Raw genomic sequence first — 26,810 nt, 5'->3', positions numbered from 1 at the left:
GGCGGACCCGCGCCTCCTCGGCCGTTTCCGCATTGACTGACCGGTGCATCGAATCTGGAGGAGACCCATGAGCACCCCCGCCCCCACCAGCGCCCCCGCGGCGTCAGACAGCTCGCCGTCGAAGCTGAAGCAGGCGATCACCGGGCCGCTGCTGTACCTGTTCATCCTCGGCGACGTGCTCGGAGCGGGGATCTACGCGCTGATGGGCACGCTGTCGGCCGAGGTCGGCGGGGCGCTCTGGGCGCCGTTGCTGCTCGCGCTGCTGCTGGCGCTGCTGACGGCCGGCTCGTACGCCGAGCTTGTCACGAAGTACCCGAAGGCAGGAGGCGCGGCGATCTTCGCCGAGCGCGCCTTCCGTCAGCCGGTCATCTCGTTCCTGGTCGGGTTCAGCATGCTGGCTGCCGGGGTGACGAGCGCGGCCGGTCTGTCGCTGGCCTTCGCGGGCGACTACCTCGGCACGTTCGTCGACCTGCCGGCCGTGCCGACGGCGATCGCGTTCCTCGCCCTGGTGGCGTGCCTGAACGCGCGGGGCATCAGCGAGTCGCTCAAGGGCAACGTGATCATGACGGTGATCGAGGTGTCGGGTCTCGTCGTCGTGATCGCCGTCGTGGCGATGATGCTCGGCGGCGGGGGCGGCGACGTCAGCCGGATCGGCGAGTTCCCCGTCGACGCGAACCCCGCGATCGCGACTCTCGGCGCCGCGATCATCGCGTACTACTCGTTCGTCGGCTTCGAGACGAGCGCCAACATCGCCGAGGAGGTGCGTGATCCGTCGCGCGTCTACCCTCGCGCCCTCTTCGCCTCGCTGATCACGGCCGGCGTCGTCTACGTTCTCGTGGGGCTCGCGAGCTCGATCGCCCTGCCCGCGTCGGAGCTGTCCGACTCGACCGGACCGCTGCTCGCCGTCGTCTCGGCCTCGGGTGCCGGGATCCCCGAGTGGGTCTTCAGCCTGATCGCCCTGGTGGCGGTCGCGAACGGCGCACTGCTGACGATGATCATGGCGAGCCGCGTCACGTTCGGAATGGCGGAGCAGCGTCTGCTGCCCCACGCGCTCGGCGCCGTGCTGCCCCGCCGCAGGACGCCGTGGGCGGCGATCCTCGTGACGACGGCCGTGGCGATGGGGCTGACGCTGATCGGCGACATCGGCACGCTGGCCGAGACCGTCGTGCTGCTGCTGCTCTTCGTCTTCATCAGCACGAACGTGGCGGTGCTCGTGCTGCGTCGCGACGAGGTGGAGCACGAGCACTTCCGTGTGTGGACGGCCGTGCCGGTGCTCGGTGTGGCCTCGTGCGTGCTGCTGCTCACGCAGCAGAGCGGGCAGGTCTGGCTGTTCGGAGGCATCCTGCTCGCCGCGGGCGCCGTGCTGTTCTTCGTGGCGCGCCTCCGCTCGAAGGCCCCCGCCGCCCGCTGACCGGCCGCCCCCACGACGCCACGAGATGGACATGACGCCAGGAGAACTCCTGGCGTCATGTCCATCTCCTGGCGTCGTACCGAGTCGGGCGCGCGAAGCGCGGGGCCGCGGGGGTTCGTGTCCCTGCAGGGGCGCATCGGCGCGCAGCGTCGTTGAGGTGCCCCTGGACGGGCGCGCGAAGCGCGGGGCCGCGGGGGTTCGAGTGCCTCCAGGGGCGCATCGGCGCGCAGCGTCGTTGAGGTGCCCCTGGACGGGCGCGCGAAGCGCGGGGCCGCGGGGGTTCGAGTGCCTCCAGGGGCGCATCGGCGCGCAGCGTCGTTGAGGTGCCCCTGGAGGGACTCGAACCCCCAACCCTTTCCTTAGGACGGAACTGCTCTTCCATTGAGCTACAGAGGCTGACCCGGCGAGTCTACCGAACCCGCGCCTCCCCCCGTCCGGCCGCACCATGAACCGCGTTCGCGAAGATGAACCGCGTTCTATCGTGGTTCATCTTCGCGAACGCGGTTCATCGCAGGCGACGAGCGACCAGCGACCAGCGACCAGCGACCAGCGACCAGCAACAGCGCAGCGCCACCCTCATGCAGCGGCGGCCAGGAACTCGTCCCACTCGCGCTGCGGCCGCTCGACCCCGCGCACGATCCACCCGACCCCGTGCGGAGCCTTCGGCGCCCACCGCAGCGACCACCCCATCTCGGCCGGAGTCCGGTCGCTCTTCAGGTTGTTGCACTTGAGGCAGCACGCGACGAGGTTCTCCCAGCTGTCGGCGCCCCCGCGCGACCGCGGCTGCACGTGGTCGATCGTCGTCGCGCTCCGCCCGCAGTAGGCGCAGTGGTGCGCGTCGCGCCGCAGCACCCCGCGCCGCGACACCGGGATCGTCCGCCCGTGCGGGATCCTCACGTACCGCGTCAGCACGATGACCGACGGCCGGTCGTACGAGGCGCGGGCGGCGAGCACCGGGTGCTCGGCGTCGGCCGACACGACCGTCGCCTTCTGGGTCATGACGAGCACGAGGGCCCGCCGATCGGACACCACGGCCAGCGGTTCGAAGCCGGCGTTGAGAACGAGAGTGCGCATGCTGTCCCTTTCGAAGCACCCTGGACGGCTTCCAGGGATTCGATCCGTCTCGCAGCAGCCGGGCCCAGCAGTGCCCTCCGAACGAAAAGAGCACCGCCCCTCAGGGCAGTGCTCTATCGGTCGGCTGGGCGTCGTATGTGCTCGCTCGACCGCGCACCCATGGTGCGAGCGGCGGTCGTGCGAGGCATGTGACTCTCCTGGTCTCAGCGGTGCTCCGAGATCGCCAGGTTAACCCCGAAGAGCCGCCCTGCCAAGAGGCGGGGCGGCTCTTCACAGCCTGTTCACGCGGAGCCGAGGAGGCGCGGGTCGGGTCAGACCCCGAAGCGCACGTAGTGCACGGCGTCCGTCCACAGCGGCCGCACGCTGACGACGCCGCCGGGCTTGGGCGCGTCGAGGATCATCCCGTTGCCGGCGTAGAAGCCGTCGTGCGACCCGTCGTTGAAGATGATCACGTCGCCGGGCTGCGCTTCGGCGGCCGAGATCGGCGTGCCGAGCGCCCCCTGAGCGGGCACCGAGTGCGGCAGCGAGATGCCGTACTGGGCGTAGACGAACATGATGAAGCCCGAGCAGTCGAAGCCGGCCGGGGTCGCCCCGCCGTAGACGTACGGGGTGCCGAGGTACTGCAGGGCCGTCTGGTAGACGGCGTCGAGGCTGAAGGCCCCGGGGGTCGCGGCGCCGGCGGCCGGAGCGGCGGCGGCCGCGGCCGATGTCGACGTCGAGGTCGAGGTCGACGTCGTGGCCTCGTCGGCCGTCGCGACGTACTCCGACGCGGTCGGCCCGCTGTAGCTCGCGTACTGCTCTGCCAGCTGAGCTCGCTCCTGCTCGCGCTCGACGGCCTCGGCGGCCGCGGCGGCGGCCTGGTCGAGAGTCGCCTGCGAGGTCGCGGTGTAACCGTCGCGACCCGTGTCGGCGGCGGCCACGCCGTCGGCGACCGAGACGGTCTGCGCGTCGGCGGTGCGCGACTTCGTCAGCGCGGCCGAGGCCGCGGACTCCGTCGACACGTCGGACGCGCCGGTCGCGCCCGGGGTCTGGGCGAACGCGGGCAGGGCCAGCGTGCCGAAGAGACCGGCGGTCAGCGTCATCACGGTCACCGAGACGGCCGTGCGGCGTGCGCTCGTGCGGCGTCGCGGTGCGGGGGCGGCGGCCGCGGCACGTCGGAGCGACGAACGGGTCGGGAGGTCGGAGGGAGTGCGGAGGGCAGCGGTCTTCGGCTGCTCGTTCTCGTGTCGGGCGGGAACAGGCTGGGTCAAGAGGGTGGTTCTCCGGCGTCTCGACAGCACTAGGGATGCTGGCCCGTCCGTTCGTCAGATCAACGTCTCATGGCAAGAGACGGGAGCTGAGAGACGTCTTGCCACGGATCCCGCGACCGGCTTCCTGGCCGAGGGACTCTGCGACTGTACGCGAAGCCCTGCCCGAAATCATCCTCGAGAGGGATATTTGTAACGAATTGGTAAACAGCCGTACGAGGGCTGGGAATCAGCTCGACACGTAGATGTGCTGCGCGACCTCGTTGGGCAGCTCGAGGCCCTCGTCGCGACCCTCGGCCTGCACGAAGACGTACGAGCCGGCGGCGGTGACGGTCGCGGTGCTGCCGGGCATGACCCCGGCGTTCTGCAGCTGCTGCAGCAGCTCGGGCTCGAACTGCACCGGCTCGGCCAGACGACGGATCGGGCGGGTGACGCCCTCGGGGTTCTCGGCGACGACCTGCACCAGGTTGACGACCCCGTCGAGGAACCGACCGGCCGGCGAGTCGCCGAGCTCGTCGAGACCGGGGATCGGGTTGCCGTAGGGCGACTCGGTCGGGTGGTCGAGCATCTCGAGCAGTCGGCGTTCGACCTGCTCGCTCATGACGTGCTCCCACCGGCAGGCCTCGTCGTGTACGTACGCCCAGTCGAGGCCGATGACGTCGGCGAGGAGGCGCTCGGCGAGGCGGTGCTTGCGCATCACGTGGGTCGCCTTGCTGCGCCCGTCGTGGGTCAGCTCGAGGTGCCGGTCGCCCGAGACGACGACGAGCCCGTCGCGCTCCATCCGCGCGATCGTCTGCGAGACGGTCGGACCGGAGTGGCCGAGGCGCTCGGAGATGCGCGCACGCAGCGGCACGATGTTCTCTTCTTCGAGGTCGAGGATCGTGCGCAGGTACATCTCTGTGGTGTCGACGAGATCGGTCAACAGGGGCCTCCCGGTGGAACGCGTGGACTACCCCGTCAGCTTAGTGGCTGCACGCTGAGCGCTCCGCCGCGGTCACTAGGATCGACCCATGGCGGACATCTCGATTCCCACTGACCTCCTGCCCACCGACGGTCGATTCGGCTGCGGGCCGTCGAAGATCCGCGGCGCACAGCTCGAGCACCTGGTCACCGCGGGGGCGAGCCTCCTCGGCACCTCGCACCGGCAGGCGCCGGTCAAAGACCTGGTCGGGCGGGTGCGCGCCGACCTCGGCGAGCTGTTCCGCATCCCCGAGGGCTACGAGGTCGTGCTCGGCAACGGCGGCTCGACCGCCTTCTGGGACGCCGCGGCGTTCGGCCTGGTCGAGAAGCGCGCCGAGAACCTGTCGTTCGGCGAGTTCGGCTCGAAGTTCGCCAAGGCCAACGCGGCGCCCTGGCTCGAGGCGCCGCACGTGATCACGGCCGAGGGCGGCGCACTGGCCGAGGTCGAGGTGCTCGAGGGCGTCGACGTCTACGCCTGGCCGCACAACGAGACGTCCACCGGCGTGATGGCCCCCGTCACCCGGGTCGACGGCGACGCCGGCGCGCTGACCGTGGTCGACGCGACGAGCGCGGCCGGGGGCATCGACTTCGACGCGACGCAGGCCGACGTCTACTACTTCGCCCCGCAGAAGAACTTCGCCAGCGACGGCGGTCTCTGGCTCGCCCTCTTCTCCCCCGCGGCGATCGAGCGCGTCGAGCGCATCGCCGCCAGCGGTCGGTACATCCCCGAGTTCCTCAGCCTGAAGAACGCCGTCGACAACTCGCGGCTGAACCAGACGCTGAACACCCCGGCGCTCACCACCCTGCTGCTGCTCGAAGACCAGACCCGCTGGATGCTCGACAACGGCGGCCTCGCCGGGATGGACGCCCGCACGCGCGAGTCGTCGTCGGCCCTCTACGACTGGGCGACCGCGTCCGACTACGCGACGCCCTTCGTCGTCGACCCGTCGCACCGCTCGCAGGTCGTCGCCACGATCGACTTCGCCGAGTCGATCGATGCCGCCGCGGTCGCGAAGGTCCTGCGGCAGAACGGCATCGTCGACACCGAGCCGTACCGCAAGCTCGGGCGCAACCAGCTGCGCGTCGCCACCTTCGCGGCCATCGAGCCCGACGACGTCCGCCAGCTCATCCGCTCGATCGACCACGTCGTGAGCGCCCTGGCCGTCTGACCGTCGGGTCCGCAGACGACGAAGACCCCCTCGCATCACGCGAGGGGGTCTTCGTCGTCCGACACCGTACGGTGCCGAGGAGGCGCGGCGTGCGCCCCTGAGATCGGCTAGCGCCGGCGACGCCTCCGCGGCCTGCCGCCGCCGGACTCCTCGCCCCGGGTCGAGCCCGCGTCGGCCTCCTGGTCGTCATCGTCCAAGTCGTCATCGTCCGAGTCATCGTCGGAGTCGTCGTCATCGTCCGAGTCGTCGTCCTCGTCAGACGATCCGCCGTCCGTCGTCACGTCGAGGTCGTCGATGTCGACGCCGTCGACGTCGCCCCCGTGCACGATGCTGCCGCGCGGCGAGTCGTCGTCGGAGTCGCCCTCGTCCGACTCGTCCTCGTCGTCGGAGTCCTCGTCGTCGGAATCGTCGTCATCGTCGTCATCCGACTCGTCGTCATCATCCTCGGACTCGTCGTCGGAGTCGTCATCATCCGACTCGTCGTCGCCCTCGGCACCGTCACGCGCCTCCTGGGCCTGCATCTCGGCCAGCCGGTCGGCCCACGGCACCCAGTCGGGTGCGATGAGGGCGTCGTCGCCCGGCATCAGCTCGGCCTCGAGCACCGAGGGCTCCTCGCCCTCGAGGTGCGCGACGCTGACCGTCCAGAACCAGCCGGGGTAGCCGGGCAGCAGGGTCGCGAAGCGGACCGAGGTGACCCCCGGCTCGTCGTCGACGGGCGGGGCCTCGGCGCCGATCGTCTCGTCGGGGGTGATCTCGAGCAGGGCGCGGCGCGCGAGCTCGGACCAGGGGGTCGTCACGGCGTCAGGCATCGAAGGAGTCGGCGACGGTTCGGAGGAGGACGGCGATGCGGGCGCCGTTCTGCGGGTAGCGACCGTGGCGGAGGTCTCCGCCGGCCTTGTCGAGCACCTTCACGAGGTCCTCGACGATGACCGCCATGTCGTCGGCCGAGCGCCGGCTCATCTTCGCGAGACTCGGTGCGGCTTCGAGCACGCGCACCGAGAGGGCCTGCGCACCGCGCTTGCCGTCGGCGATGCCGAACTCGAGACGGGTACCCGCCTTGACACCCACGGTGCCGGCGGGCAGGGCCGACGCGTGGAGGAAGACCTCGTGGCCGTCATCGCTGCTGATGAAGCCGAAGCCCTTCTCGTCGTCGTAGAACTTGACCTTGCCGGTGGGCATGACTTGACTCCTAGAAGAGGTGGGGGTGAAAGCGACCTCAGTTTAGAGCGAGAGGTCGGGGCGCGCCCCCGCTATCCTGTGCAGGTGGCTGAGAAGACCGACGAGAGCACGCCGACGAGCGTCCATCGTACTGAACGCGTGCTGATCTTCATGATCGCGGCGATCGTCGTCCTGTCGATCGTCGCCTTCGTCGTCCGTCTGATCGGAAGCGTCACGGGCGTCTCCGACTACACGGTCGGCGTCTGGCCGGCGGTCAGCGTGCTGCCGCTCATCGGCCTCCCCCTGGCCATCCTGCTGATCATCGCCTACGTCGTCGCCAGTGGCGTCCGACGTGTGCGAGAGAACCGGGGCACCACACGGTAGACGCAGCACCCGGCTGCGCATTCTTCGGAGGTCGACCCCAATGACCAGTGCACTCGATCTCGCGGGCGTGCTTCGCAGCGCCCCGACCGACGATCTGCTCCGACGCCTGTCGGCCAGACAGCTGCGCCCCTCGACCGTCCACGACGCGTTCGACCTCGCCGACTCGCTGCTCGAGCCGGCCTCGGTGCGCGACGTGCTGTCGCGCCTCGACCGCACCGAGCTGCGTGTGCTGCAGGCGGCACGCGAGCCGGCCGACACGGCGACGCTGGCCGAGCGTCTGACGGGCCCCGCCGACGACGCCCTCTCGCCGGTCGAGACGGCCGTCGCGCACCTCCTCGACCTCTTCCTGCTCGTGCCGTCGACCGACGGCCGCATCGTCGCCACCCCCGACGCCGTCGGCGAGCGCCTCGACGACGACCCGCTGCTCTCCGCCGAGCGGCTGGCCGACGAGAGACCGCCGGTCGTGCTCGAGGCGGTCGACGACATCGATCGGGAGGCCGTCGACGCGCGGTCGTCCGAGCGCCTCTACGCCATCGTGATCGAGGTCGCCGAGATCCTCCGCGCGCTCGAGCAGTCGCCGGCCCGCGAGCTGGCCAAGGGCGGGCTCGCGCTGCCCGAGACGCGCCGCCTCGCCGAGGCCGCGCGCGTCGACGTCGACGACGTCAGCACGCTGCTGGGCATCACGACCCGCGCCGGGCTCGCCCGCACGAGCCCCGACGGCTGGGTCGTCACCGCCGAGGCGAACGCCTGGCTGGCCTCGTCGTGGCCCGACCGCTGGGAGGCCCTGACGAGCTCGTGGCTCGACTCGCTGCCGCCCGAGATCGTCGCCGTGCTGCGTCAGCGCGTCGAGACCTCGTGGGGCGAGCCGCTCCGCGAGTTCACGCTCTGGGCCTACCCCGCGGGTGCGGCGTGGGTGCCCGAGCGCCTGGCCGCGTTCTCGCGCTCCGCCGAGCTGCTCGGCCTGAGCTCCGGCGGGGTGCCCACCTCGGCGGCGCTCGCGCTGTTCCGCGAGGGTGCCGGCGCCGCACGGTCGCGGGTCGCCGAGCTGCTGCCCGAGGCGGTGGAGCAGGTCTATCTGCAGCACGACCTCACCGTGGTCTCGCCCGGTCCGCTGTCCCCGGCACTGGATGCGCGCCTCCGGGTCATCGCGGTCGTCGAGAGCGCCGGGCTCGCCGCCACGTACCGCATCACCGAGGGCGGGGTGCAGCGGGCTCTGAGCGAGGGCGAGACGGCCGACACGCTCCGGGCGTTCCTCGGCGAGATCTCGGCGACGGGCATCCCCCAGCCGCTCGACTACCTCGTGCAGCAGTCCGCCGAGCGGCACGGCCGCTACCGGGTGTCGGGCGTCGAGCCCGGCACGCCCGGGTTCCCCGCCGACGCCGTCACGCTCGTCGAGGCCGACGAGCACACCAGCATCGACACCCTCGAGGTCGACCACGCGCTGTCGCCGCTCGCGCTGCGCCGGGTCGACGGGCTCCGCATCGTCAGCCGCTTCGAGCGCGACACGGTCTTCTGGGCCCTGAGCGACGAGCGCTACCCCGTCGTGGTGCTCGACGAGACGGGCATCTCGGTCACGCCGCCCGTCCGCCGCCGCCCCCGGCGCCCCGTCCCCGCCCCGGCGCGCGACCAGCTGCGCGAGATGGTCGAGCGTCTGTCGGCCGAGAACGAGGGCAGCACCGAGACGACCGACCGCGCCTGGATCGCCCGTCAGCTCGACGCGGCCGTCAAGGGCCGGCTGACCGTCACGATCTCGATCGAGCAGCCCGACGGCACGACGTCGTCGCTCGAGATGGAGCCCACCGGCGTGGGCGGCGGCCGCCTGCGCGGGCGCGACAAGAAGTCCGACGTCGAGCGCACCCTGCCGCTCTCGCACGTGGTCGCGGTGTCGAGCTCGCGCTGATCCGACCCGCACGCGGCGTCCGCGCACCACCTGAGGACGACCGCAGGAGGCGCGCCTAGACTCGACCCTCATGACCGGCCCCCTGATCGTCCAGAGCGATCGCACCGTCCTGCTCGAGGTCGCGCACCCCCAGTCGGACGACGCACGTCACGACCTCTCGGTGTTCGCGGAGCTCGAGCGTGCACCCGAGCACGTGCACACCTACCGCATCACCCGACTCGGCCTGTGGAACGCGCGGGCCGCGGGCCACACCGCCGAAGACATGCTCGAGACGCTCGAGAAGTACTCGAAGTTCCCTGTGCCGCAGAGCGTCTCGGTCGACATCGCCGAGACGGTGGCCCGCTACGGGCGCATCGTCATCGAGCGCGACGGCGACACGCTCGTGCTGCGCGGCACCGACGACACCGTGCTGCGCGAGGTCACCCGGGTCAAGAAGATCGGCGAGCTGCTCGGCGTCCGCCGCAGCGACACCGTGTGGGAGCTCCTGCCGTGGGCGCGCGGCGAGGTCAAGCAGCAGCTCGTCAAGCTCGGCTGGCCCGCAGAGGACCACGCCGGCTACACGCCCGGCACCCCGCATGCGATCGATCTCGACCAGGGCGACTGGCAGCTGCGCGGCTACCAGCAGCAGGCGATCGACAACTTCTTCGACGGCGGCTCGGGCGTCGTCGTCCTGCCCTGCGGCGCGGGCAAGACCCTGGTCGGCGCGGGCGCGATGGCCGCGGCGGGCACGACCACGCTCATCCTCGTGACCAACACGGTGTCGGCCCGGCAGTGGCGCGACGAGCTGCTGAAGCGCACGTCGCTCACCGAAGACGAGATCGGCGAGTACTCGGGTTCGGTCAAGGAAGTCAAGCCCGTCACGATCGCGACGTACCAGATCCTCACGGCGCGCCGGGGCGGCAAGTACACCCACCTGTCGCTGCTCGACGCCCTCGACTGGGGCCTGGTGGTCTACGACGAGGTGCACCTCCTCCCCGCTCCGGTCTTCAAGCTGACGGCCGAGCTGCAGGCCCGCCGCCGACTCGGCCTGACGGCGACGCTCGTCCGAGAGGACGGCCGCGAGAGCGACGTCTTCAGCCTGATCGGCCCCAAGCGCTTCGACGCCCCCTGGAAGGAGATCGAGGCGCAGGGCTACATCTCGCCGGCGTCCTGCTACGAGGTGCGGGTCGACCTCCCTCAGGAGGCGCGGCTCGAGTACGCGGCCGCCCCCGACGACGAGCGGTACCGTCTCGCGGCCACCGCACCGGCCAAGCTCGGTGTCGTCCGCGATCTCGTCGCCCGCCACCACGGCGAGCAGATCCTCGTGATCGGGCAGTACCTCGACCAGCTCGAGCAGCTCGCCGAGACCCTCGACGCCCCGACCCTGACCGGTGCCACGCCGATCGACGAGCGCGAGCGGCTCTACCAGGCGTTCCGCGACGGCGAGGTGAAGGTGCTGGTCGTCTCGAAGGTCGCGAACTTCTCGGTCGACCTGCCCGAGGCCACCGTGGCCATCCAGGTGAGCGGGTCGTTCGGCTCGCGCCAGGAGGAGGCGCAGCGGCTGGGTCGCCTGCTCCGCCCGAAGAAGTCGGGGCTGCCGGCGTCGTTCTACACGCTGGTGAGCCGCGACACGGTCGATCAGGACTTCGCGCAGAACCGGCAGAGGTTCCTGGCCGAGCAGGGCTACAGCTACACTATCCTCGACTCGCCGGCCCTCGCCGCATGAGCACCGCCTCCGAGTCCGATCTGCCGCTCGGCGACGACGACCTCTGGCGCGACGGACTCCGTCGCGTGTTCGCGGCCGATCAGGCCCCGTTCGCCACCTTCGGTCCGCTCGTCGCGTCGCTCGAGCACGACGCGATCGAGTTCCGCGGCCAGCGCGCCCGGTTCGCCGACTGGGACGCATCGGTGGTCGTGGCCGTCGAGCGCACCTACGAGGTCCAGGGCGGGCTGCACGCCGGCTCGCAGCTCAGCATCGTCACGTGGAGCCCCGACCCCGACGTGCTCGACCGCAGCGACCTGCTCGCCGGCTCGCCGGTCAAAGACCACCTCTTCGCCGGTCTCACCGCGATCGGCGCCACCGACGACGCCGAGGAGGCGCGGGTCGTCGCCGCCCCGGTCGAGGAGTTCCCGGGGTGGCAGATCACCCGCGCCTCCGGCTACACCGCCGTGCTCGAGCACCGCGAGGGCGTCGACTTCACCCTCGCCGTGCCCGACGAGCTGCTCGAGCTGACGACCCGCATCGCGCTCGTGCCGAACGTCGAATGGACGGACCCGGCGTCCTGAGGGCCGACACGATGCCCGCATGCGGCTGACGTGCCTCCTGCTCACAGGGAACACCGAGGAGGCGCGCAGATACTTGTCCCATGAGTGACGGCCCGAAGATCCTTATCGTCGATGACGAACCGAACATCCGCGACCTCCTGACGACGAGCCTGCGCTTCGCGGGCTTCGCAGTCCGTGCCGTCGGCAACGGCGCGCAGGCCATCTCGGCCGTCCTCGAAGAAGAGCCCGACCTGATCATCCTCGACGTGATGCTCCCCGACATGAACGGCTTCGGCGTGACCAAGCGCCTCCGGTCGTCGGGGTACACGTCGCCGATCCTCTTCCTCACGGCGAAAGACGACACCGAAGACAAGATCACGGGTCTGACCGTCGGCGGCGACGACTACGTCACCAAGCCGTTCAGCCTCGACGAGATCGTCGCCCGCATCAAGGCGATCCTCCGCCGCACCATGAACGAGGACGAAGACGCGATCATCCGCGCCGGCGAGCTCACGATGGACCAGGACACCCACGAGGTCACCATCGGCGAGACGGCCATCGAGCTCAGCCCGACCGAGTTCAAGCTGCTGCGCTACCTCATGCTGAACCCCAACCGCGTGCTGTCGAAGGCGCAGATCCTCGACCACGTGTGGGAGTACGACTTCAACGGCGACGCCGGCATCGTCGAGAGCTACATCTCGTACCTGCGCCGCAAGCTCGACCAGTTCTCGGCCGAGCCGATCATCCAGACCAAGCGCGGCTTCGGCTACATGCTCAAGGCGTCGAAGAGCTAGTCGCCCGCACCGCCGCCACGAACGCCTGGGAGCCTCGGCTCCCAGGCGTTCTCGGTAGTCTGACGCCCTTATGCACGCACGCCTCTCGCAGTGGTGGAACGAGATCTCCATCCGCACGAAGATCACCGGCATCACGGTGACCCTCGTCACCCTCGGACTCCTCGTCGCCGGGCTCGGCACCATGACGGTGCTGAGCACCTATCTCTACGGGCAGGTCGACACGCAGCTGAAGACGTCGGCCGACAGCTTCACCGGCGCGTCGCGCAACGGCACGTCGTGCACCATCAACTTCGGTGACAAGTCGAGCTACCTGGCGATCCTCAACCCCGATGGCAGCATGATCTGCGACACCAGCGACCTGCTGGAGGACGGCGTCGGGCCCGTGCTCGGCGGGGTCACCGTGGCCGAGTCGGCCGGTGGCGAGGCGCAGAGCGTCGACAACCGCACCCACGATCAGGAGTGGCGGGTCTACGCCACGGTCAAGCCGCTCACGCTGACCTCGACGACCGGCTCCACCCAGACCATCGACGCCACCATCGTCACGGGCACGAACCTCGCCGCGACCAACGCGACGATCAACCGCTTCGGCGGGATCTTCCTCGGCTTCGGCGTCTCGGTCGTGGTGCTCGGCGCCGCCCTCACCCGACTGCTCGTCACGTCGACGTTCTCCCCGCTGCGTGACGTCGAGGCCACGGCCGCGCGCTTCGCCGACGGCGACTACAGCCAGCGTCTCGACTCGACCACGCCCAACACCGAGGTCGGGCGGCTCAATCGATCGCTCAACACGATGCTGAACCGCATCGACGACGCCTTCGACGACCGCGCGAAGACCATCGACCAGATGAGGCGCTTCGTCGGCGACGCGAGCCACGAGCTCCGCACCCCGCTCGTCAGTCTGCGCGGCTACGCCGAGCTGTACCGCATGGGCGCCCTCACCAAAGAGGAGGACGTCGCCCAGGCGATGGAGCGGATCGAGAAGGAGGCGATCCGCATGGGGGTCCTCGTGCAAGACCTGCTTCAGCTGGCTCGTCTCGACGAGTCGAAGCCGCTCGAGCTCGGCCCGGTCGACCTCGTGCAGCTCGCCCGCGACTCAGCCCTCGACACGATGGCCTCGAACCCCGACCGCGACATCGAGGTGCTCGTGCTCGACCCGGTCGTCCCGACGGCCACCCCGGCGGACGACGGCGAGGCGGCGGCCGAGCCCGCGATCGACGCGGCGCCCGGCGCCCCGGTCGAGAGCCGGCTGACCGGCCCGGTGACGCCCGTCGCGCCGGGGTCGGCGACCGCGGGCGGCGCGCCGGCGACGTTCGCCGGGGCCACCCTCGCGCGCCTCCGGAGCCTCCGTGCCCGCGGCGGCCGCAACGCGGACGGCAGCGCGGCGGTCGTGCCCGTCGAGCAGACCCCCCTCGACGAGGCGCACGCGATCGTGCTCGGCGAGGAGAACAAGATCCGCCAGGTGATCACCAACCTGATGGGCAACGCCATGCGCTTCACCGAGCACGACAGCCCGATCGAGATCGTGGTGCAGTCGGACCCGGGGCGTGGCGTCGCGACGTTCGCGATCGTCGACCACGGCGAGGGCATCCCGCCGCAGATCCGCGAGAAGATCTTCCAGCGGTTCTGGCGGGCGGACTCGTCGCGCACCCGCGACACCGGTGGCAGCGGCCTGGGGCTCGCGATCGTCTCGGGCATCGTCGCGGCGCACGGCGGCAGCGTCGACGTGCGCGACACCCCCGGCGGCGGCGCCACGTTCCAGGTGGCCCTGCCCCTGATGCCCGCCGACGCCGCTGTCACCACCGCCCCGCAGCCCGCCTAGCCGCCCGCCGCGCTCGCGGCACGCGGCGCCCGCCGTCGCACCCCACACCCCGAAACCCGCGCAACACCCGCATTTCTCGGGGTGCTGCGCGGGTTTCGGGGTGCTGCGCGGGCTTCGGGGGGTGCTGCGCGGCTTTCGGGGTGCCGCGCGAGTCTCGGGGTGCCGCGGCGCACACGCCGAAGGGCGGCCCTCCCGGAGGAGAGCCGCCCTTGTGCGTGGTGCGGTGGTGCGGTGCGGACTAGAAGTCCATGCCACCCGTGGGGTCGCCGGCCGGGGCCGGGTTCTTCTCGGGCTTCTCGGCGACGACGGCCTCGGTCGTGAGGAACAGACCGGCGATCGAGGCTGCGTTCTGCAGCGCCGAGCGCGTGACCTTGGCGGGGTCGATGATGCCGGCGGCGATCATGTCGACGTACTCGCCGGTCGCGGCGTTGAGGCCGTGACCGATGGGCAGGCCACGGACCTTGTCGGCAACGACGCCGGGCTCCATGCCCGCGTTGAAGGCGATCTGCTTCAGCGGAGCGTCGATGGCGACACGGACGATGTTCGCACCCGTCGCCTCGTCGCCCTCGAGCTGCAGCTCGGCCAGAGCGGTCTTGCCGGCCTGGATGAGGGCGACGCCACCACCGGCGACGATGCCCTCTTCGACGGCGGCCTTGGCGTTGCGCACGGCGTCTTCGATGCGGTGCTTGCGCTCTTTCAGCTCGACCTCGGTCGCAGCGCCGGCCTTGATGACGGCGACGCCGCCGGCCAGCTTCGCGAGACGCTCCTGGAGCTTCTCACGGTCGTAGTCGCTGTCGGTCGCCTCGATCTCGCTGCGGATCTGACGCACGCGACCGGCGATCTGCTCGGGGTCGCCGGCACCCTCGACGATGGTCGTCTCGTCTTTGGTGATGACGACCTTGCGGGCACGACCGAGGAGGTCGAGCGTCGCGTTCTCGAGCTTGAGGCCGACCTCTTCGGCGATGACCTGACCACCGGTGAGGATCGCGATGTCCTGCAGCTGGGCCTTGCGACGGTCGCCGAAGCCGGGGGCCTTGACGGCGACCGACTTGAAGATGCCGCGGATCTTGTTGACGACCAGGGTCGCCAGCGCTTCGCCGTCGACGTCCTCGGCGATGATGAGCAGCTGCTTGCCGCTCTGGATCACCTTGTCGACGATGGGGAGGAGATCCTTGATGTTCGAGATCTTCGAGTTGACGATGAGCACGTAGGCGTCTTCGAAGACGGCCTCCTGGCGCTCGGGGTCGGTGACGAAGTACTGCGACAGGTAGCCCTTGTCGAAGCGCATGCCCTCGGTGAGCTCGAGCTCGGTGCCGAAGGTGTTGGACTCCTCGACGGTGACGACGCCCTCCTTGCCGACCTTGTCGATCGCCTCGGCGATCAGCGCGCCGATGGTGGGGTCGGCGGCGGAGATCGAAGCCGTGGCCGCGATCTGCTCCTTGGTCTCGATGTCCTTCGCGTCGGCGAGCAGCTGAGCCGAGACGGCCGCAGCGGCCTTCTCGATGCCGCGCTTCAGCGAGATGGGGTCGGCGCCTGCGGCGACGTTGCGGAGGCCCTCACGGACGAGCGCCTGAGCGAGCACGGTGGCGGTGGTGGTTCCGTCGCCGGCGACGTCGTCGGTCTTCTTCGCGACCTCCTTGACGAGCTCCGCACCGATCTTCTCGAACGGGTCGTCGAGCTCGATCTCCTTCGCGATGGACACACCGTCGTTCGTGATGGTGGGGGCGCCCCACTTCTTCTCGAGCACGACGTTGCGACCACGCGGGCCGAGCGTGACCTTAACCGCGTCGGCCAGGATGTTCAGGCCACGCTCGAGGCCACGACGGGCCTCTTCGTCAAAAGCAATGATCTTAGCCATGTGTGTTTTTCGTCCCTCCCGGACGTCATGAAGCAGAAGCTTTGGCACTCACGTGTCGCGAGTGCCAGTGACGATTCTGGCACTCGCCCGGTGAGAGTGCAAGTGACGTCGCGGGCGACCCGAGGAGGTGCGGTGCGCGGTGATCGCGACCCGCGCCTCCTCGGCCCGGTCGTCCTCAGGGCGTGAAGTCGGCGCCGAGCACGACCGTCACCGACGCGTTCGGGAACGCCGAGCTGACGGCCGTCGCCGTGACGCCGAGGGTCTGGGCGAGCCCGAGGGCGACCCCCTCGTCGGCGGCGTCGGCGTAGTAGACGGTCGAGGTCGTGGCCGAGGTGTCGCCCGCGTTGCCCTGGGTGGCGACGGTGTACCCGGCGGCCTCGAGGTCGGCGGAGGCGGCGGTCGCGAGACCCGCGGTCGACGTCCCGTTCAGCACCGCGATCGTGACGGAGGGGTCCACGTCGGCGGGGCCGGTCACGGGAGTCCCGGTCGGCGTCGCGGAGGCGGTGTCGTCGGGCGCCTCCGCCTCGGGCGTCCCGGTGGCGGTCGTCGTGGGGGCGTCGAACTGGATGCTGTCGTTCAGCACGCCCAGGGCGACGACACCGCCGCCCACCAGCACGCCCGTCGCGAGAGCGGCCCAGGCGAAGACGACCAGCCCACGACCCCGCTTCGGGGTGGACCGGTGCGCGCCGACCCTCTGCAGATCGGCGGGCAGGTCGTCGAAACGGTCGCGGGGGAACTTCGGCATGTGCTGTCGGTCTTCTCTGGGTCGGCGGGCGTCGGTTCGGCGGGCGTCGGGCGCTCTGTCGGCGGGTCGGCGTGCTGCGGGTCAGCGGGTCGGCGGCCCGAACGATCGGGTCGTGCGGGCGAACGAGCGGGCGTCGCGGAGTCGGAGCAGACGCCCCACGAGCATCGGCGCGTAGGCCAGTGCAGCCGGTCGGTCTATGAGCGAGTTGAGCAGCTGCTGGTACCGGGCCGTCGAGAGACCGAGATCGCGTCGGATCACGGCCTCCTTGTGGCGCGCGGACCCCGTGGTGGACTGCTCGAGGTCGAGGATCGCGCGGTCGCGCTCGGAGAGCCCGATGACAGTCCCGTCGTCGCCAGTCGCACCGCTGTCGCCCATCACCCGCCCTCTCGATCGTCGTCATCCTACGGGCGGCCGCCTCCGGGTCGCCTCAGGCGCAGCCCTCCGCGTCAGGTCAGGTGTGGAGCAGTCGCACTCGCGTGCCGTGGGCGTCGCCGACGGCGAGGGCCCGGCCGTCGAGGGCGAGCGCGGCGAACCCGTCGCCCGGAGCGACGCCCTCGGGCACCTCCGCCACCACGTCGTGCAGCAGGTCGCGCCGTTCGTACGACACCCAGGTGGCGCCGAGGGCGCGCACGGCGTCGACGAAGGCCTGGCGCCGGCGACCGGGCAGATAGACGAGCGTGCCGGTCGAGACCACGACGAGCCGCGCCTCCGACGGAGCGGTCGAGGCCAGGGCGGGGAGCCCGTCGACGGCGTCGCCGCGGACGAGCCGAGGAGGCGCGCTCCGGGTGATCGCGACGGCCCGCCGCAGCAGGTCCACCCGCTCCGACGGCCCGGGCGGCAGCGACGTCTCGAGCCACGAGACCGCTGCGGGGTCGGTGACGTCGACGGGGTCCAGGTCGAGACCGGCCCGCCAGACGATCTCGGGCAGCACGACCCGGCGGGGCCACCCGTCGTGCGGCAGGGCGGCGTCTCCGAGGTCGACGTCGAGTTCGACGACGACCTCGCTGTCGGCCGCACCCCAGCGCGCCTGCTCGTCGCGGCCCGCGCCGCGGACGTCGGCCCGGAACGCGTACCGGTCGGGGAACAGGCAGAGCCCCGCCGAGGCGCCGACCTCGAGCAGGGCCACCGGGCCCTCGAGCCTGGCCAGCGCGAGCGAGACCGGCCCGAGGCGACGGACGTCGTTGACCTGGGTCGTCCGACGGGCGAGCTCGGCGAGGAGGGCGTCGGGGTGGGCGAGCATCCACTCCCGGAGGCGGGGCCACGGTGCGAGGGGAGCGCCCAGCCAGCGCGACACGGCGAGCACGAGGGCGGGCTGGCGCCGCGCCTCCGGAGCCCTCTCGATCAGCGCGAGCACGTCGGGGTCGCCGGCGATCCCGAGCGACCACTCGGCGTACAGAGGGGACTGCTCGCGGGCGGACGCGTCGGCGTGGCTGCGGAACCGGTCGGCGAGGAGCATGCCGCGATTCTAGGGAGGCGGGGTGCCGCCGGCCCGGCGACGGCGCCGCCCTGGAATGACTGTCGGGGGGACCGTGTTGAATGGGGAGTCCCGAGAACTGAGGAGTCACCCGTGTCGTACAAGGTCGAGAAGTCCGAAGAGCAGTGGCGAGCAGAACTCGGCCCCGAGCAGTACGCCGTGCTGCGCGAGGCCGCGACCGAGCGCCCATGGACGGGCGAGCTGCTCGACGAGAGCCGCGCCGGCGTCTACGCCTGCGCCGCCTGCAACGCCGAGCTGTTCAAGAGCGGCACCAAGTTCGACAGCAACTGCGGCTGGCCGAGCTTCTACGAGTCCGTGAACCCCGAGGCCGTGCAGCTGATCGACGACGACAGCCTCGGCATGACCCGCACCGAGGTGCGGTGCGCGAACTGCGGTTCGCACCTGGGCCACGTCTTCCCCGACGGCTTCGGCACGCCGACCGGCGACCGCTACTGCATGAACTCCGTCTCGCTCAGCTTCCGCGAGGGCGACGACGCCTCCTCCACCGCCGAGTGACCCGGTGAGCACCGTCGCGGCTGCGGCCGCCCGCCGTCGATCGCGGTCGAAGGTCACCGACGACGCCCCCGATCACGAGCAGCTCGTCGCAGCCGTCGAGGCGGCGGCGACCGTCGCCGACCACTCGTCGATGCGCCCCTGGCGGCTCATCGAGCTGAGGGGCGACGACCGCCGACTGATCGGCCGGTCGCTGGCGGCGGCCGACGGCGCCGTGGGCAAGGACGCCGAGAAGCTCGAGCAGAAGTCGCTGCGGGCACCGCTGGTCGTCGCGGTGGTCTCGTCTCCGAAGCCCAGTCGCAAAGTGCCCGAATGGGAGCAGGAGAGCGTCGCCTCGGGTGTCGCCCACCTGCTGTCGCTCGTGCTCGACGACGAGGGCTGGGGCGTCTTCTGGCGATCCGGCACGCACACCCGGGCCCCCGAGGTCCACGCCGCGCACGGTCTGACGGGCGACGAGAAGCTGCTGGGCTGGCTCTACGTCGGGGGTCGCGATCGACCGCGAGACGCCGACAAGCCGCGCAAGCGCATCGAGGTCGATCGGCATCTGAGCGGTCCGCCCCGCCCGTGACACGACGAGACCCCGGTGCCGAGGCACCGGGGTCTCATCATGTGCGCCTCTCGGAGGTCACCAGGTCTTCTGGCTCGTGCCCACGAAGGTGATCGGCAGCCAGAACGAGCCGGTCATGGCGACGATGCCGGCGAAGAAGATGATCGCGTTCGGCTCGCCCGACCCGAACGAGTAGGCGAACAGCGCGAAGCTGATCAGCAGCAGCACGATCGAACCGATGGCGGTCAGGATGTTGGTCATGGGGGCTCCTCGTGATCCGGGCCGGGCGACGGCCGACGCCGTCTCCCCCTACTTCACCACTTATGACCTCTCTCGCGCCAATCGCGGGCGGGAAGATGCACGGCGTGCGCCCATCCCAGGTCGCTCCCGACCTCGCCGCCGGGCTTGTAGGGTGGTGGAGTCAGCCGCCTTGGCGCAGTCCGGTAGCGCAGTGCTCTTGTAAAGCGAAGGTCGTCGGTTCGAATCCGACAGGCGGCTCCATTCAGAAGGCCCCGATCGTCCGCGATCGGGGCCTTCCGTCGTCCGCCGCGCCTCCATCCGGGCCCCTCCGCCTGGGAGTCCGAGACGTCTCGCGTCGACAGGGGTACAGGGAGGAGGACAGACGCCCTGTCGCTCCCCCCAACGAGGGCGACCCGTCTTGGGGATGACGACATCCGTCCCCCGAGCGCACACTGGACGCGCCCCGCGGAACCCGAAGAACCGCGGAGTGCTGTACCCCATCGAGCGATCGATGGGACGCGCCAGACCCTCCCCCCGATGCACCCGCTCGCCCTTCCGAAATCCCAAGGAAGGCACACCGCGACATGGTCACACGGACATCCTCACGATCGCTGCCGATCGGCGCCACGATCATCGCCGGCGCACTCCTCGCGACGGCTCTCGTCGCGACGGGCACGCAGAGCGCCTCGGCCGCCACCGGTTCGATCATCGCGGGCAAGACGGCCACGGACGCGGCGGCCGCCTCGAAGACCCTGCTGAACGGGAACCTCGCGGGGTGGACGCAGAACTTCAAGGACGACTTCACGACCCCGATCGCCCAGGGCGAGTTCCCCGGTCCGTACGCGAAGCAGTGGATGAGCTACGACGGCTTCGGCGACACCTGGCAGATCGGCCGCTACGAGTCCGACATCCTCTCCGTGCGCGACGGGCTGCTCGACATGCACCTGCACACCGGCTCCGACGGCGTGCCGCGGGCCGCCGCACCCGTGCCCCTGATGAACGGCCAGTGGGGCGGCCAGACCTACGGGCGCTACAGCATCCGGATGAAGGCCGACGCCCTGCCCGGCTACGGCACCGCGTTCCTCCTCTGGGACGACGCCGAGACCTGGGCGAACGGCGAGATCAACTTCCCCGAAGGCAGCCTGGACGGCTCGACCAAGGCCTTCAACCACCAGCTCGGCACTCCGTGGAACAACGACATGGCCGTCGACACCCTGACCTCGTACACCGACTGGCACACCTACACGATCGAGTGGACGCCGAAGAAGATCAGCTACCTGCTCGACGGCATCGTCGTGGCGTCGACCACGACGAACATCCCCAAGACGCCCATGCACTGGGTGCTGCAGACCGCGACCAACGGCACGAAGCCGGACGCGAAGGTCGACGGCCACCTCCAGATCGACTGGGTCAGCCAGTACGCGTACACGCCCGGCAGCCCCGCCACCGTCAGCGTGCCGGCCACTCCGGCCAAGCCGACCCCCACACCCACGCCGGCCCCCACCCCCACGCCGACCCCCACCCCCACACCGACCCCCACACCGACACCGACACCGACACCCGCACCCGCACCCGCACCCGCACCCAAGCCCACACCCACAGCGACGCCGACGCCGGCGCCGGCGCTCAAGACCCTGACCGCCCCCGTGCCGAAGATCGTCGGCAAGACCACGGTGGGCGCGACCCTCACCGCCCAGACCGGCACCTGGACGAGCGCCACCGCGCTGACCCACCAGTGGCTGCGCGGCGGCACGGCCATCGCCGGGGCCACACGAACGAGCTACGTCACGACCGCGGCGGACGCCGGCAAGAAGATCACCCTCGTCGTGACGGGCAGGAAGACCGGCTACACGACGGCGTCGAAGACCTCGGCGGCCGTGTCCATCGCGTCGCCGACCCTCACGAGCGCGGCCCCCGTGGTGACGGGCAAGCCGACCGTGGGCGGGAAGGTGGGCACGAAGACCGGCACCTGGACGGCGGGCACGTCGTTCTCGTACCAGTGGAAGCGGAACGGCCAGGCGATCTCCCGGGCGACGGGGGCGAGCTACGTCCCCACCGCATCCGACGCCAACCGCGCCATCACGGTCGTCGTCACGGGCACCAAGCCCGGACACACCGCGACGGCCCGGACCTCGACCGCCGCGACCGTCAAGCCCCTGACCCTGAGCACCGGCACCCCCGGGGTGAAGGGGTCCGCCAAGGCGGGCAGCACGCTGACCGCCCAGCGGGGCACCTGGACCAAGGGGACGACCTGGACATTCCAGTGGACCCGTGACGGGGTGTGGATCAAGGGCGCCAAGGGCACGACCTATCGCACGACGTCAGCCGACGTCGGGCACCGGATCGGCGTCAAGCTGACCGGCTCCAAGCCCGGTTACGCCTCCGCGTCCCGCTGGTCGAAGGCCGTCACCATCCGCCGCTGACCCGGATACGAGACCGCCACCCCGACGCAGGGCGCGGGTCAGCCCCGGCCGGCCCGGGCCCTGCGGTCGTCTCGCGACCACCAGACGAGGTCGGCCACGCCCTGCGCGATGAGCAGCAGGGCGACGACCAGCACCACGTAGGCCACCGGCTCGACCGGGCGACCCGACGTCAGCGTGGCGATCTGGACGACGAGGCCGAAGACGCCGAGCGCCGCCTCGAGGACGGGAGGGAGGACGCTGCCCGTCTTGGTCAGGATCCAGAAGGGTCGGCGCGGGGTGCTCATGCGTCGAGGCTACCCCCGGGGCGCGGGACCGCAGGAGGCGCGCGAGACTACCCTGGCGGGATGCGTGAGAAGACGGTCCGGGTCGACCCCGATGTGCCGAACTGGCTGCTGACCAAGCAGGGCGGTCGCGTGCTGCCCGTCGTCACCGTCGTCTGCGCCCTGATCGTCGTCGCGAGCATCGTCGCGGCCCTGCTGGTCGGAGGCGGTTCGGTCACCGTCGTCACCGTCGTCGTGCTGCTCGCCGCGGCCGGGGCGATCGCCTGGGCCGTCGCCGACCTCGTCTGGTGGACGCGCGGCGGTCGTCGCGCCGTCGCCCGTCTCCCCCGCGACCCCCGCGGATGACGCCCGAACATGCCCCGATCGGCATGTCTGTGCCCCGGCAACCTGGCAACCGCTCAGAGACGGGAGCCGTAAACTCGTCAGGATGCATCGATTCGATGCCACGATCTCCCGGCCCTGATCGTCACTGCTCGTTCAGCCGCGCCGGCATACGCCTACCCAGACAATTCGACAGGGAGTTCCGGTGAACGGAAACGCCACGACCCGGCACAGCAACGCGGCGTTGCTGTCGGTCGCCAGCACGATGGCCGAACGGGTCACCACCTCCGAGAGCATCGACGAGAAGCTGCGGCCCGTCCTCAAGCGCCTGCGCATGCCGACCGGTCTCCTCCAGCGCGTCGCCGGTGTGCACGAGCGCCGCAACTGGGGCCCCGACCAGAGCTTCGACGTCGCGGCCATCGACGCGGGCAAGCGCGCCCTCGCCGAGGCCGGCGTCCGACCCGACCAGGTCGGCCTGCTGATCAACACGTCCGTCACGCGCCCGCACCTCGAGCCGTCCGTCGCCGTCCGCCTGCACCACGGGCTCGGGCTCCCGTCGTCGGCGACCAACTTCGACATCGCGAACGCCTGCCTCGGCTTCGTCAACGGCATGACCCTCGCCGCGCAGCTGATCGACGCCGGGCAGATCGACTACGCCGTGATCATCGACGGCGAAGACGCCGACGACGTCCAGGTCAACACGATCGACCGCCTGCTGACCGAGGGCTTCGACCGCGACGACTTCATGAGCGAGTTCGCGAGTCTCACCCTCGGCTCCGGCGCCGCAGCCGCGGTCATCGGCCGAGCCGACCTGCACCCCGAGGGCCACCGCATCCTCGGCGGCGTGACCCGCGCCGCGACCGAGAACTACGACCTCTGCGTCGGCAGCGTCGACGGCATGTTCACCGACGCCAAGGCTCTGCTCAAGCGCGGCATGGAGCTCGTCGTCTCGGCCTGGCGCGAGGCCAAGCCCGAGTGGAACTGGCAGGGCATGGACCGCTACGTCATGCACCAGGTCAGCGACGTGCACACCAACGCGTTCGTCAAGGCGGCCGGCATCGACCGCAAGCGCGTGCCGCTCACCTACCCCACACTCGGCAACGTCGGCCCCGCGTCGATCCCGATCACGCTCGTGGAGGAGTCCAAGACCCTGTCGCGCGGCGACCGGGTGCTGCTGATGGGAGTGGGCTCGGGCATCAACACCGCGATGATGGAGCTCGCCTGGTGAGTCGCCTCCCCCGCGCCGCACGATCGACCGCACCGGCCCTGCTCCCGCCCGACGGGCTCGAAGGGCTCGACCCCGCGTGGTCGCGTCTCGTCGACGTGCCGTACGGACTCGGCTCGCACCGCGCCTCCCGACGCTGGCACGTGCTCGACAACGCCGAGGCGCTGGCCCGGCTCGACGTCGAGCCGGTCGGCACCATCCTGTGCGTGCACGGCAACCCGACCTGGTCGTACCTCTGGCGCGAGCTCGTCGCGGCCACCGTCGAGACGGCCTCCGCCGGCGGACCGGCCTGGCGGGTCGTCGCCGTCGACCAGCTCGACATGGGCTTCTCCGAGCGCACGGGATCGCCGCACACCCTCGCGCGCCGTGTCTCCGACCTGGGCGACCTCACCGAGGCGCTCGGCGTCGAGGGGCCCGTGGTCACACTCGGTCACGACTGGGGCGGTGTCGTCTCGATGGGCTGGGCGGTGGACCACCCCGAGCTGCTGGCCGGTGTGATGCTGCTCAACACGGCGATCCACCAGCCGCGCGGCGTCCCGATCCCCGCTCCGCTCCGACTCGCACTCGCCCGGGGCGTGCTCGGACGCGCGACGGTCGGCACGACGGCGTTCGTCGACGTGACGCTCGCCCTCGGTCACCCGCCGCTGCCGGCCGAGGTGAAGCAGGCCTATCGCGCCCCGTACCGCACCGCGGCCCGCCGCGGCGGCATCGGCGCCTTCGTGGCCGACATCCCGGTCGACGCCGACCACGAGAGCGCACCCGAGCTGAACCGCATCGCCGAGGCGCTGCGCGAGGTGCCGGTTCCGGCGCTCATGCTGTGGGGCCCCCTCGACCCGATCTTCGGCGACCGCTACCTCGACGATCTCATCGAGCGTCTGCCGCATGCCGACGTGCACCGCTTCGAGGGCGCCGGTCACCTGCTGGCCGAAGACGTCGACTACGCCGCGGCCGTGCTCACCTGGCTGGGCGACCGGCTCCCCGACGGCTCGCCACCCGCCGAGCCCACCGTCGACGGCGCCGTCGCGGGGGCCGAGACTGCCGTCGACCCGTCGACCCCGGCAGGCCCCGGCCGGCTCGACGGCGCGGGCGCGACCGGTGCCGCTGCGGCCAGGAAGGCCCTCGAGACGGGGGCCGACGAGGCCACGGCGGCTGCGGCGGCGGCATCCGCCGAGCACGTCGCCGAGGAGGCGCGGGTCGACTCCTCGCAGGACCGCCCGCTCTGGTCGTACCTCGACGCCCTCGCTGACAGCTCCGACACCGCACTGATCGAGATGGTGCCCGCCGGGTCGGATGGCCCCCGGTCCGTCAGCTGGCGGCTGCTCTCCCGGCGGGTCCGCGAGATCGCCCTCGGGCTCCGCAAGCACGGAGTCCGCCCCGGCGACCGCGTCTCGCTGCTCGTGCAGCCCGGAGCCGACCTCACCGCGGTGCTCTACGCCTGCCTCCGTCTCGGGGCCGTGGTGGTCGTCGCCGACGCCGGTCTCGGAGTCCGCGGGCTGACCCGCGCCGTCCGCGGGGCGTGGCCCGACCATGTGATCGGGCAGCTGCCCGGTCTCACGGCGGCGCGAGCGCTCGGCTGGCCCGGCCGCGTGATCTCGACCACGCGCCTCCCGGGGGTCACGAGACGCGCCCTCGGCGTCGAGACGTCGCTGCCCGAGATCGCCGCGCTCGGTCGACGTGCGCATGACGCCCTCGCCGAGCTGCCCGAGTCGCCCACCGGCGACGCCGAGGCCGCCATCCTCTTCACCTCGGGCTCGACCGGCCCCGCAAAGGGCGTCGTCTACCGCCACCGGCAGCTGACGGCGCTGCGCGACGCCCTCGCCGCCCAGTACGGCGTCGGGCCGGGCACCGGGCTCGTCGCCGGCTTCGCGCCGTTCGCCCTGCTCGGACCCGCCCTCGGTGCGACGAGCGTGACACCCGACATGGACGTCACGAAGCCCCGCACCCTGACGGCGCGCGCCGTGGCCGCCGCGACGGCCGCCGTCGACGCGACCGTGGTGTTCCTCTCCCCCGCCGCGCTGACCAACGTGGTCGCCACCTCCGGCGAGCTGACCGCCGCCGACCGCACGGCGCTGGCCGGCGTCGAGACGTTCCTGTCGGCGGGTGCGCCCGTGTCGGAGTCGCTGCTCGCCGCCGCCGGCGACCTCATGCCCGGCGCGACCCCGCACACCCCCTACGGCATGACCGAGGGGCTGCTGCTGACCGACATCACGCTCGAGGGGGTCCGTGCGGCGACCGCCGACCGCGCCGCGCGCCTCGCCGACGGCGCCACCGACGCCGGCGGTGTCTGCGTGGGGCTGCCCGGCGCGACCACGACGGTGCGGATCGCCGCTCTCGACGAGGCGGGCCGCGCCTCCTCGGCACTGATCGCCGAGCCAGGGGTCACCGGCGAGATCGTCGTCTCGGCCGCGCACGTCGAAGACCACTACGACCGGCTCTGGCTCACGCACCGCGCCAGCCGTCGCGGGTCGACCACGACGAGCCGCTGGCACCGCACCGGCGACGTCGGCCACCTCGACGAGCAGGGCCGCCTCTGGGTCGAGGGGCGTCTGCCGCACGTGATCACGACGGCGAGCGGCGTGCTGACCCCGGTCGCGTCCGAGCAGGCGGCGGAGGCGCGGGTCGGCATCGCCCGCGCGGCCGTCGTCGGCGTCGGCCCGGCCGGCACCCAGCAGGTGGTGGTGGTCGCCGAGACCGTGCCGCCCGCACGCCGTGCCGGTCTCGCGTCGGCCGCACTCGCCGCCGAGGTCCGCCACGCCGTCGGGGCGGCCTCGGGTCGGCCCGTCGCGGCCGTCCTCGTCGTGCCGGCGCTGCCGACCGACGTGCGTCACAACAGCAAGATCGACCGCTCGCGCCTCGCCGCCTGGGCGACGTCGGTGCTCTCGGGCGACAGGATGCGCCGCCCGTGAAGGTGCTGGTCACCTCAGCCGGGCGAACCCGGGCGGGTTCGGCTGAGACGGGCGCGTGGACGCGCCCGTTCGCGCCGAACACGCCCGCCTCCGCCGCCGGCACGCCTCTCCCGAGCGACG

At 71.5% G+C, this 26,810-nt stretch carries 25 protein-coding genes and 2 tRNA genes; 15 read left to right on the top strand and 12 right to left on the bottom strand.

All coding sequences use genetic code 11. From position 1 onward, the window contains the following. Positions 1–67: 67 nt before the first annotated feature. The gene (locus tag ACZZY9_RS11275) at positions 68–1,411 is read left to right on the top strand and encodes an APC family permease (RefSeq protein WP_463464123.1); all 1,344 of its coding nucleotides are present in this window, start codon (positions 68–70) and stop codon (positions 1,409–1,411) included. A 324-nt stretch (positions 1,412–1,735) separates the two neighbouring features. Here ACZZY9_RS11275 and ACZZY9_RS11270 read toward each other — a convergent pair. The 4 genes from ACZZY9_RS11270 to ACZZY9_RS11255 all read right to left on the bottom strand — a co-directional run bounded on the left by ACZZY9_RS11270 (position 1,736) and on the right by ACZZY9_RS11255 (position 4,654). Beyond that, a tRNA-Arg gene (locus ACZZY9_RS11270) sits at positions 1,736–1,807 on the bottom strand. A gap of 180 nt (positions 1,808–1,987) precedes the next feature. Beyond that, on the bottom strand, positions 1,988–2,485 hold the full coding sequence (locus ACZZY9_RS11265) for an HNH endonuclease (RefSeq protein ID WP_463464122.1): 498 nt from the start codon (positions 2,483–2,485) through the stop codon (positions 1,988–1,990). Between the two features lie 311 nt (positions 2,486–2,796). Then, entirely contained in the window at positions 2,797–3,735 is a 939-nt protein-coding gene (locus tag ACZZY9_RS11260) for a C40 family peptidase (RefSeq protein ID WP_463464121.1), read from the bottom strand. A 226-nt stretch (positions 3,736–3,961) separates the two neighbouring features. Beyond that, positions 3,962–4,654 (bottom strand): metal-dependent transcriptional regulator, encoded by a 693-nt coding sequence (locus tag ACZZY9_RS11255; protein ID WP_463464120.1) that lies wholly within the window; start codon positions 4,652–4,654, stop codon positions 3,962–3,964. A gap of 88 nt (positions 4,655–4,742) precedes the next feature. On the opposite strand from ACZZY9_RS11255, the gene serC reads away from it, so the two are divergent. Then, positions 4,743–5,861: a phosphoserine transaminase gene (serC, locus tag ACZZY9_RS11250; protein ID WP_243215659.1), complete on the top strand. Its 1,119-nt coding sequence runs from the start codon at positions 4,743–4,745 to the stop codon at positions 5,859–5,861. Positions 5,862–5,968: 107 nt separating this feature from the next. Here serC and ACZZY9_RS11245 read toward each other — a convergent pair whose 3' ends face one another. Both ACZZY9_RS11245 and ACZZY9_RS11240 read right to left on the bottom strand, forming a co-directional pair. Next, entirely contained in the window at positions 5,969–6,670 is a 702-nt protein-coding gene (locus tag ACZZY9_RS11245) for a DUF3027 domain-containing protein (protein WP_463464119.1), read from the bottom strand. Next, complete coding sequence (locus tag ACZZY9_RS11240) at positions 6,663–7,040, bottom strand: cold-shock protein (protein WP_192061374.1); 378 nt, start codon at positions 7,038–7,040, stop codon at positions 6,663–6,665. The genes ACZZY9_RS11245 and ACZZY9_RS11240 overlap by 8 nt, the downstream gene beginning before the upstream one ends. Positions 7,041–7,124: 84 nt before the next feature. On the opposite strand from ACZZY9_RS11240, the gene ACZZY9_RS11235 reads away from it, so the two are divergent. The 6 genes from ACZZY9_RS11235 to ACZZY9_RS11210 all read left to right on the top strand — a co-directional run bounded on the left by ACZZY9_RS11235 (position 7,125) and on the right by ACZZY9_RS11210 (position 14,157). After that, positions 7,125–7,403, top strand: a complete 279-nt coding sequence (locus ACZZY9_RS11235; protein ID WP_463464118.1) for a multidrug ABC transporter ATPase — start codon at positions 7,125–7,127, stop codon at positions 7,401–7,403. A 40-nt stretch (positions 7,404–7,443) separates the two neighbouring features. Continuing rightward, the gene (locus ACZZY9_RS11230) at positions 7,444–9,303 is read left to right on the top strand and encodes a helicase-associated domain-containing protein (protein WP_463464117.1); all 1,860 of its coding nucleotides are present in this window, start codon (positions 7,444–7,446) and stop codon (positions 9,301–9,303) included. Positions 9,304–9,373: 70 nt separating this feature from the next. Then, on the top strand, positions 9,374–11,008 hold the full coding sequence (locus tag ACZZY9_RS11225; RefSeq protein WP_463464116.1) for a DNA repair helicase XPB: 1,635 nt from the start codon (positions 9,374–9,376) through the stop codon (positions 11,006–11,008). After that, positions 11,005–11,568, top strand: a complete 564-nt coding sequence (locus ACZZY9_RS11220; protein WP_192061370.1) for a hypothetical protein — start codon at positions 11,005–11,007, stop codon at positions 11,566–11,568. The genes ACZZY9_RS11225 and ACZZY9_RS11220 overlap by 4 nt, the downstream gene beginning before the upstream one ends. 80 nt (positions 11,569–11,648) lie before the next feature. After that, complete coding sequence (locus ACZZY9_RS11215) at positions 11,649–12,341, top strand: response regulator transcription factor (protein WP_146852589.1); 693 nt, start codon at positions 11,649–11,651, stop codon at positions 12,339–12,341. A gap of 70 nt (positions 12,342–12,411) precedes the next feature. After that, a complete protein-coding gene (locus ACZZY9_RS11210) occupies positions 12,412–14,157 on the top strand; it encodes a sensor histidine kinase (RefSeq protein ID WP_463464115.1) in 1,746 nt (581 codons plus the stop codon). Positions 14,158–14,395: 238 nt separating this feature from the next. On the opposite strand, the gene groL is transcribed toward ACZZY9_RS11210, so the two are convergent. The 4 genes from groL to ACZZY9_RS11190 form a co-directional block, all read right to left on the bottom strand. Then, positions 14,396–16,015 carry a chaperonin GroEL gene (gene groL, locus ACZZY9_RS11205; RefSeq protein WP_055800382.1) on the bottom strand — a complete coding sequence of 540 codons (1,620 nt, stop codon included), beginning with the start codon at positions 16,013–16,015 and terminating at the stop codon, positions 14,396–14,398. 175 nt (positions 16,016–16,190) lie between these two features. Next, entirely contained in the window at positions 16,191–16,760 is a 570-nt protein-coding gene (locus tag ACZZY9_RS11200) for a LytR C-terminal domain-containing protein (RefSeq protein WP_463464114.1), read from the bottom strand. Between the two features lie 81 nt (positions 16,761–16,841). Beyond that, entirely contained in the window at positions 16,842–17,135 is a 294-nt protein-coding gene (locus ACZZY9_RS11195) for a DUF3263 domain-containing protein (protein ID WP_463464113.1), read from the bottom strand. A 76-nt stretch (positions 17,136–17,211) separates the two neighbouring features. Further along, on the bottom strand, positions 17,212–18,216 hold the full coding sequence (locus ACZZY9_RS11190; RefSeq protein ID WP_463464112.1) for a DUF2332 family protein: 1,005 nt from the start codon (positions 18,214–18,216) through the stop codon (positions 17,212–17,214). A gap of 111 nt (positions 18,217–18,327) precedes the next feature. Between ACZZY9_RS11190 and msrB the strand changes: the two genes are divergently transcribed. Further along, on the top strand, positions 18,328–18,750 hold the full coding sequence (gene msrB, locus ACZZY9_RS11185; protein WP_192061365.1) for a peptide-methionine (R)-S-oxide reductase MsrB: 423 nt from the start codon (positions 18,328–18,330) through the stop codon (positions 18,748–18,750). A gap of 4 nt (positions 18,751–18,754) precedes the next feature. Next, the gene (locus ACZZY9_RS11180; protein WP_463464111.1) at positions 18,755–19,315 is read left to right on the top strand and encodes a nitroreductase family protein; all 561 of its coding nucleotides are present in this window, start codon (positions 18,755–18,757) and stop codon (positions 19,313–19,315) included. Positions 19,316–19,372: 57 nt separating this feature from the next. Here ACZZY9_RS11180 and ACZZY9_RS11175 read toward each other — a convergent pair whose 3' ends face one another. Then, positions 19,373–19,555, bottom strand: coding sequence for a hypothetical protein (locus ACZZY9_RS11175; protein WP_192061363.1), 183 nt, complete (start codon positions 19,553–19,555; stop codon positions 19,373–19,375). A 163-nt stretch (positions 19,556–19,718) separates the two neighbouring features. On the opposite strand from ACZZY9_RS11175, the gene ACZZY9_RS11170 reads away from it, so the two are divergent. Then, positions 19,719–19,795 (top strand) — tRNA-Thr (locus ACZZY9_RS11170). 323 nt (positions 19,796–20,118) lie between these two features. Continuing rightward, positions 20,119–21,957, top strand: coding sequence for a family 16 glycosylhydrolase (locus ACZZY9_RS11165; RefSeq protein ID WP_463464110.1), 1,839 nt, complete (start codon positions 20,119–20,121; stop codon positions 21,955–21,957). 38 nt (positions 21,958–21,995) lie between these two features. Here ACZZY9_RS11165 and ACZZY9_RS11160 read toward each other — a convergent pair whose 3' ends face one another. Then, positions 21,996–22,241, bottom strand: coding sequence for a hypothetical protein (locus tag ACZZY9_RS11160; RefSeq protein WP_463464109.1), 246 nt, complete (start codon positions 22,239–22,241; stop codon positions 21,996–21,998). A gap of 60 nt (positions 22,242–22,301) precedes the next feature. Here ACZZY9_RS11160 and ACZZY9_RS11155 point away from each other — a divergent pair, with 60 nt between their 5' ends. The 3 genes from ACZZY9_RS11155 (at position 22,302) to ACZZY9_RS11145 (ending at position 26,690) form a co-directional block, all read left to right on the top strand. Continuing rightward, a complete protein-coding gene (locus ACZZY9_RS11155; RefSeq protein ID WP_463464108.1) occupies positions 22,302–22,583 on the top strand; it encodes a hypothetical protein in 282 nt (93 codons plus the stop codon). Between the two features lie 181 nt (positions 22,584–22,764). Further along, the gene (locus ACZZY9_RS11150; protein WP_320479415.1) at positions 22,765–23,787 is read left to right on the top strand and encodes a 3-oxoacyl-ACP synthase III; all 1,023 of its coding nucleotides are present in this window, start codon (positions 22,765–22,767) and stop codon (positions 23,785–23,787) included. Beyond that, positions 23,784–26,690, top strand: a complete 2,907-nt coding sequence (locus ACZZY9_RS11145; RefSeq protein WP_463464107.1) for an alpha/beta fold hydrolase — start codon at positions 23,784–23,786, stop codon at positions 26,688–26,690. The genes ACZZY9_RS11150 and ACZZY9_RS11145 overlap by 4 nt, the downstream gene beginning before the upstream one ends. The last annotated feature ends 120 nt before the right edge of the window (positions 26,691–26,810 follow it).

Source organism: Frigoribacterium sp. AC394, assembly GCF_979258095.1.
Note: the sequence above shows the minus strand (reverse complement) of the source record. Positions and strands in the feature narration are given on the sequence as shown.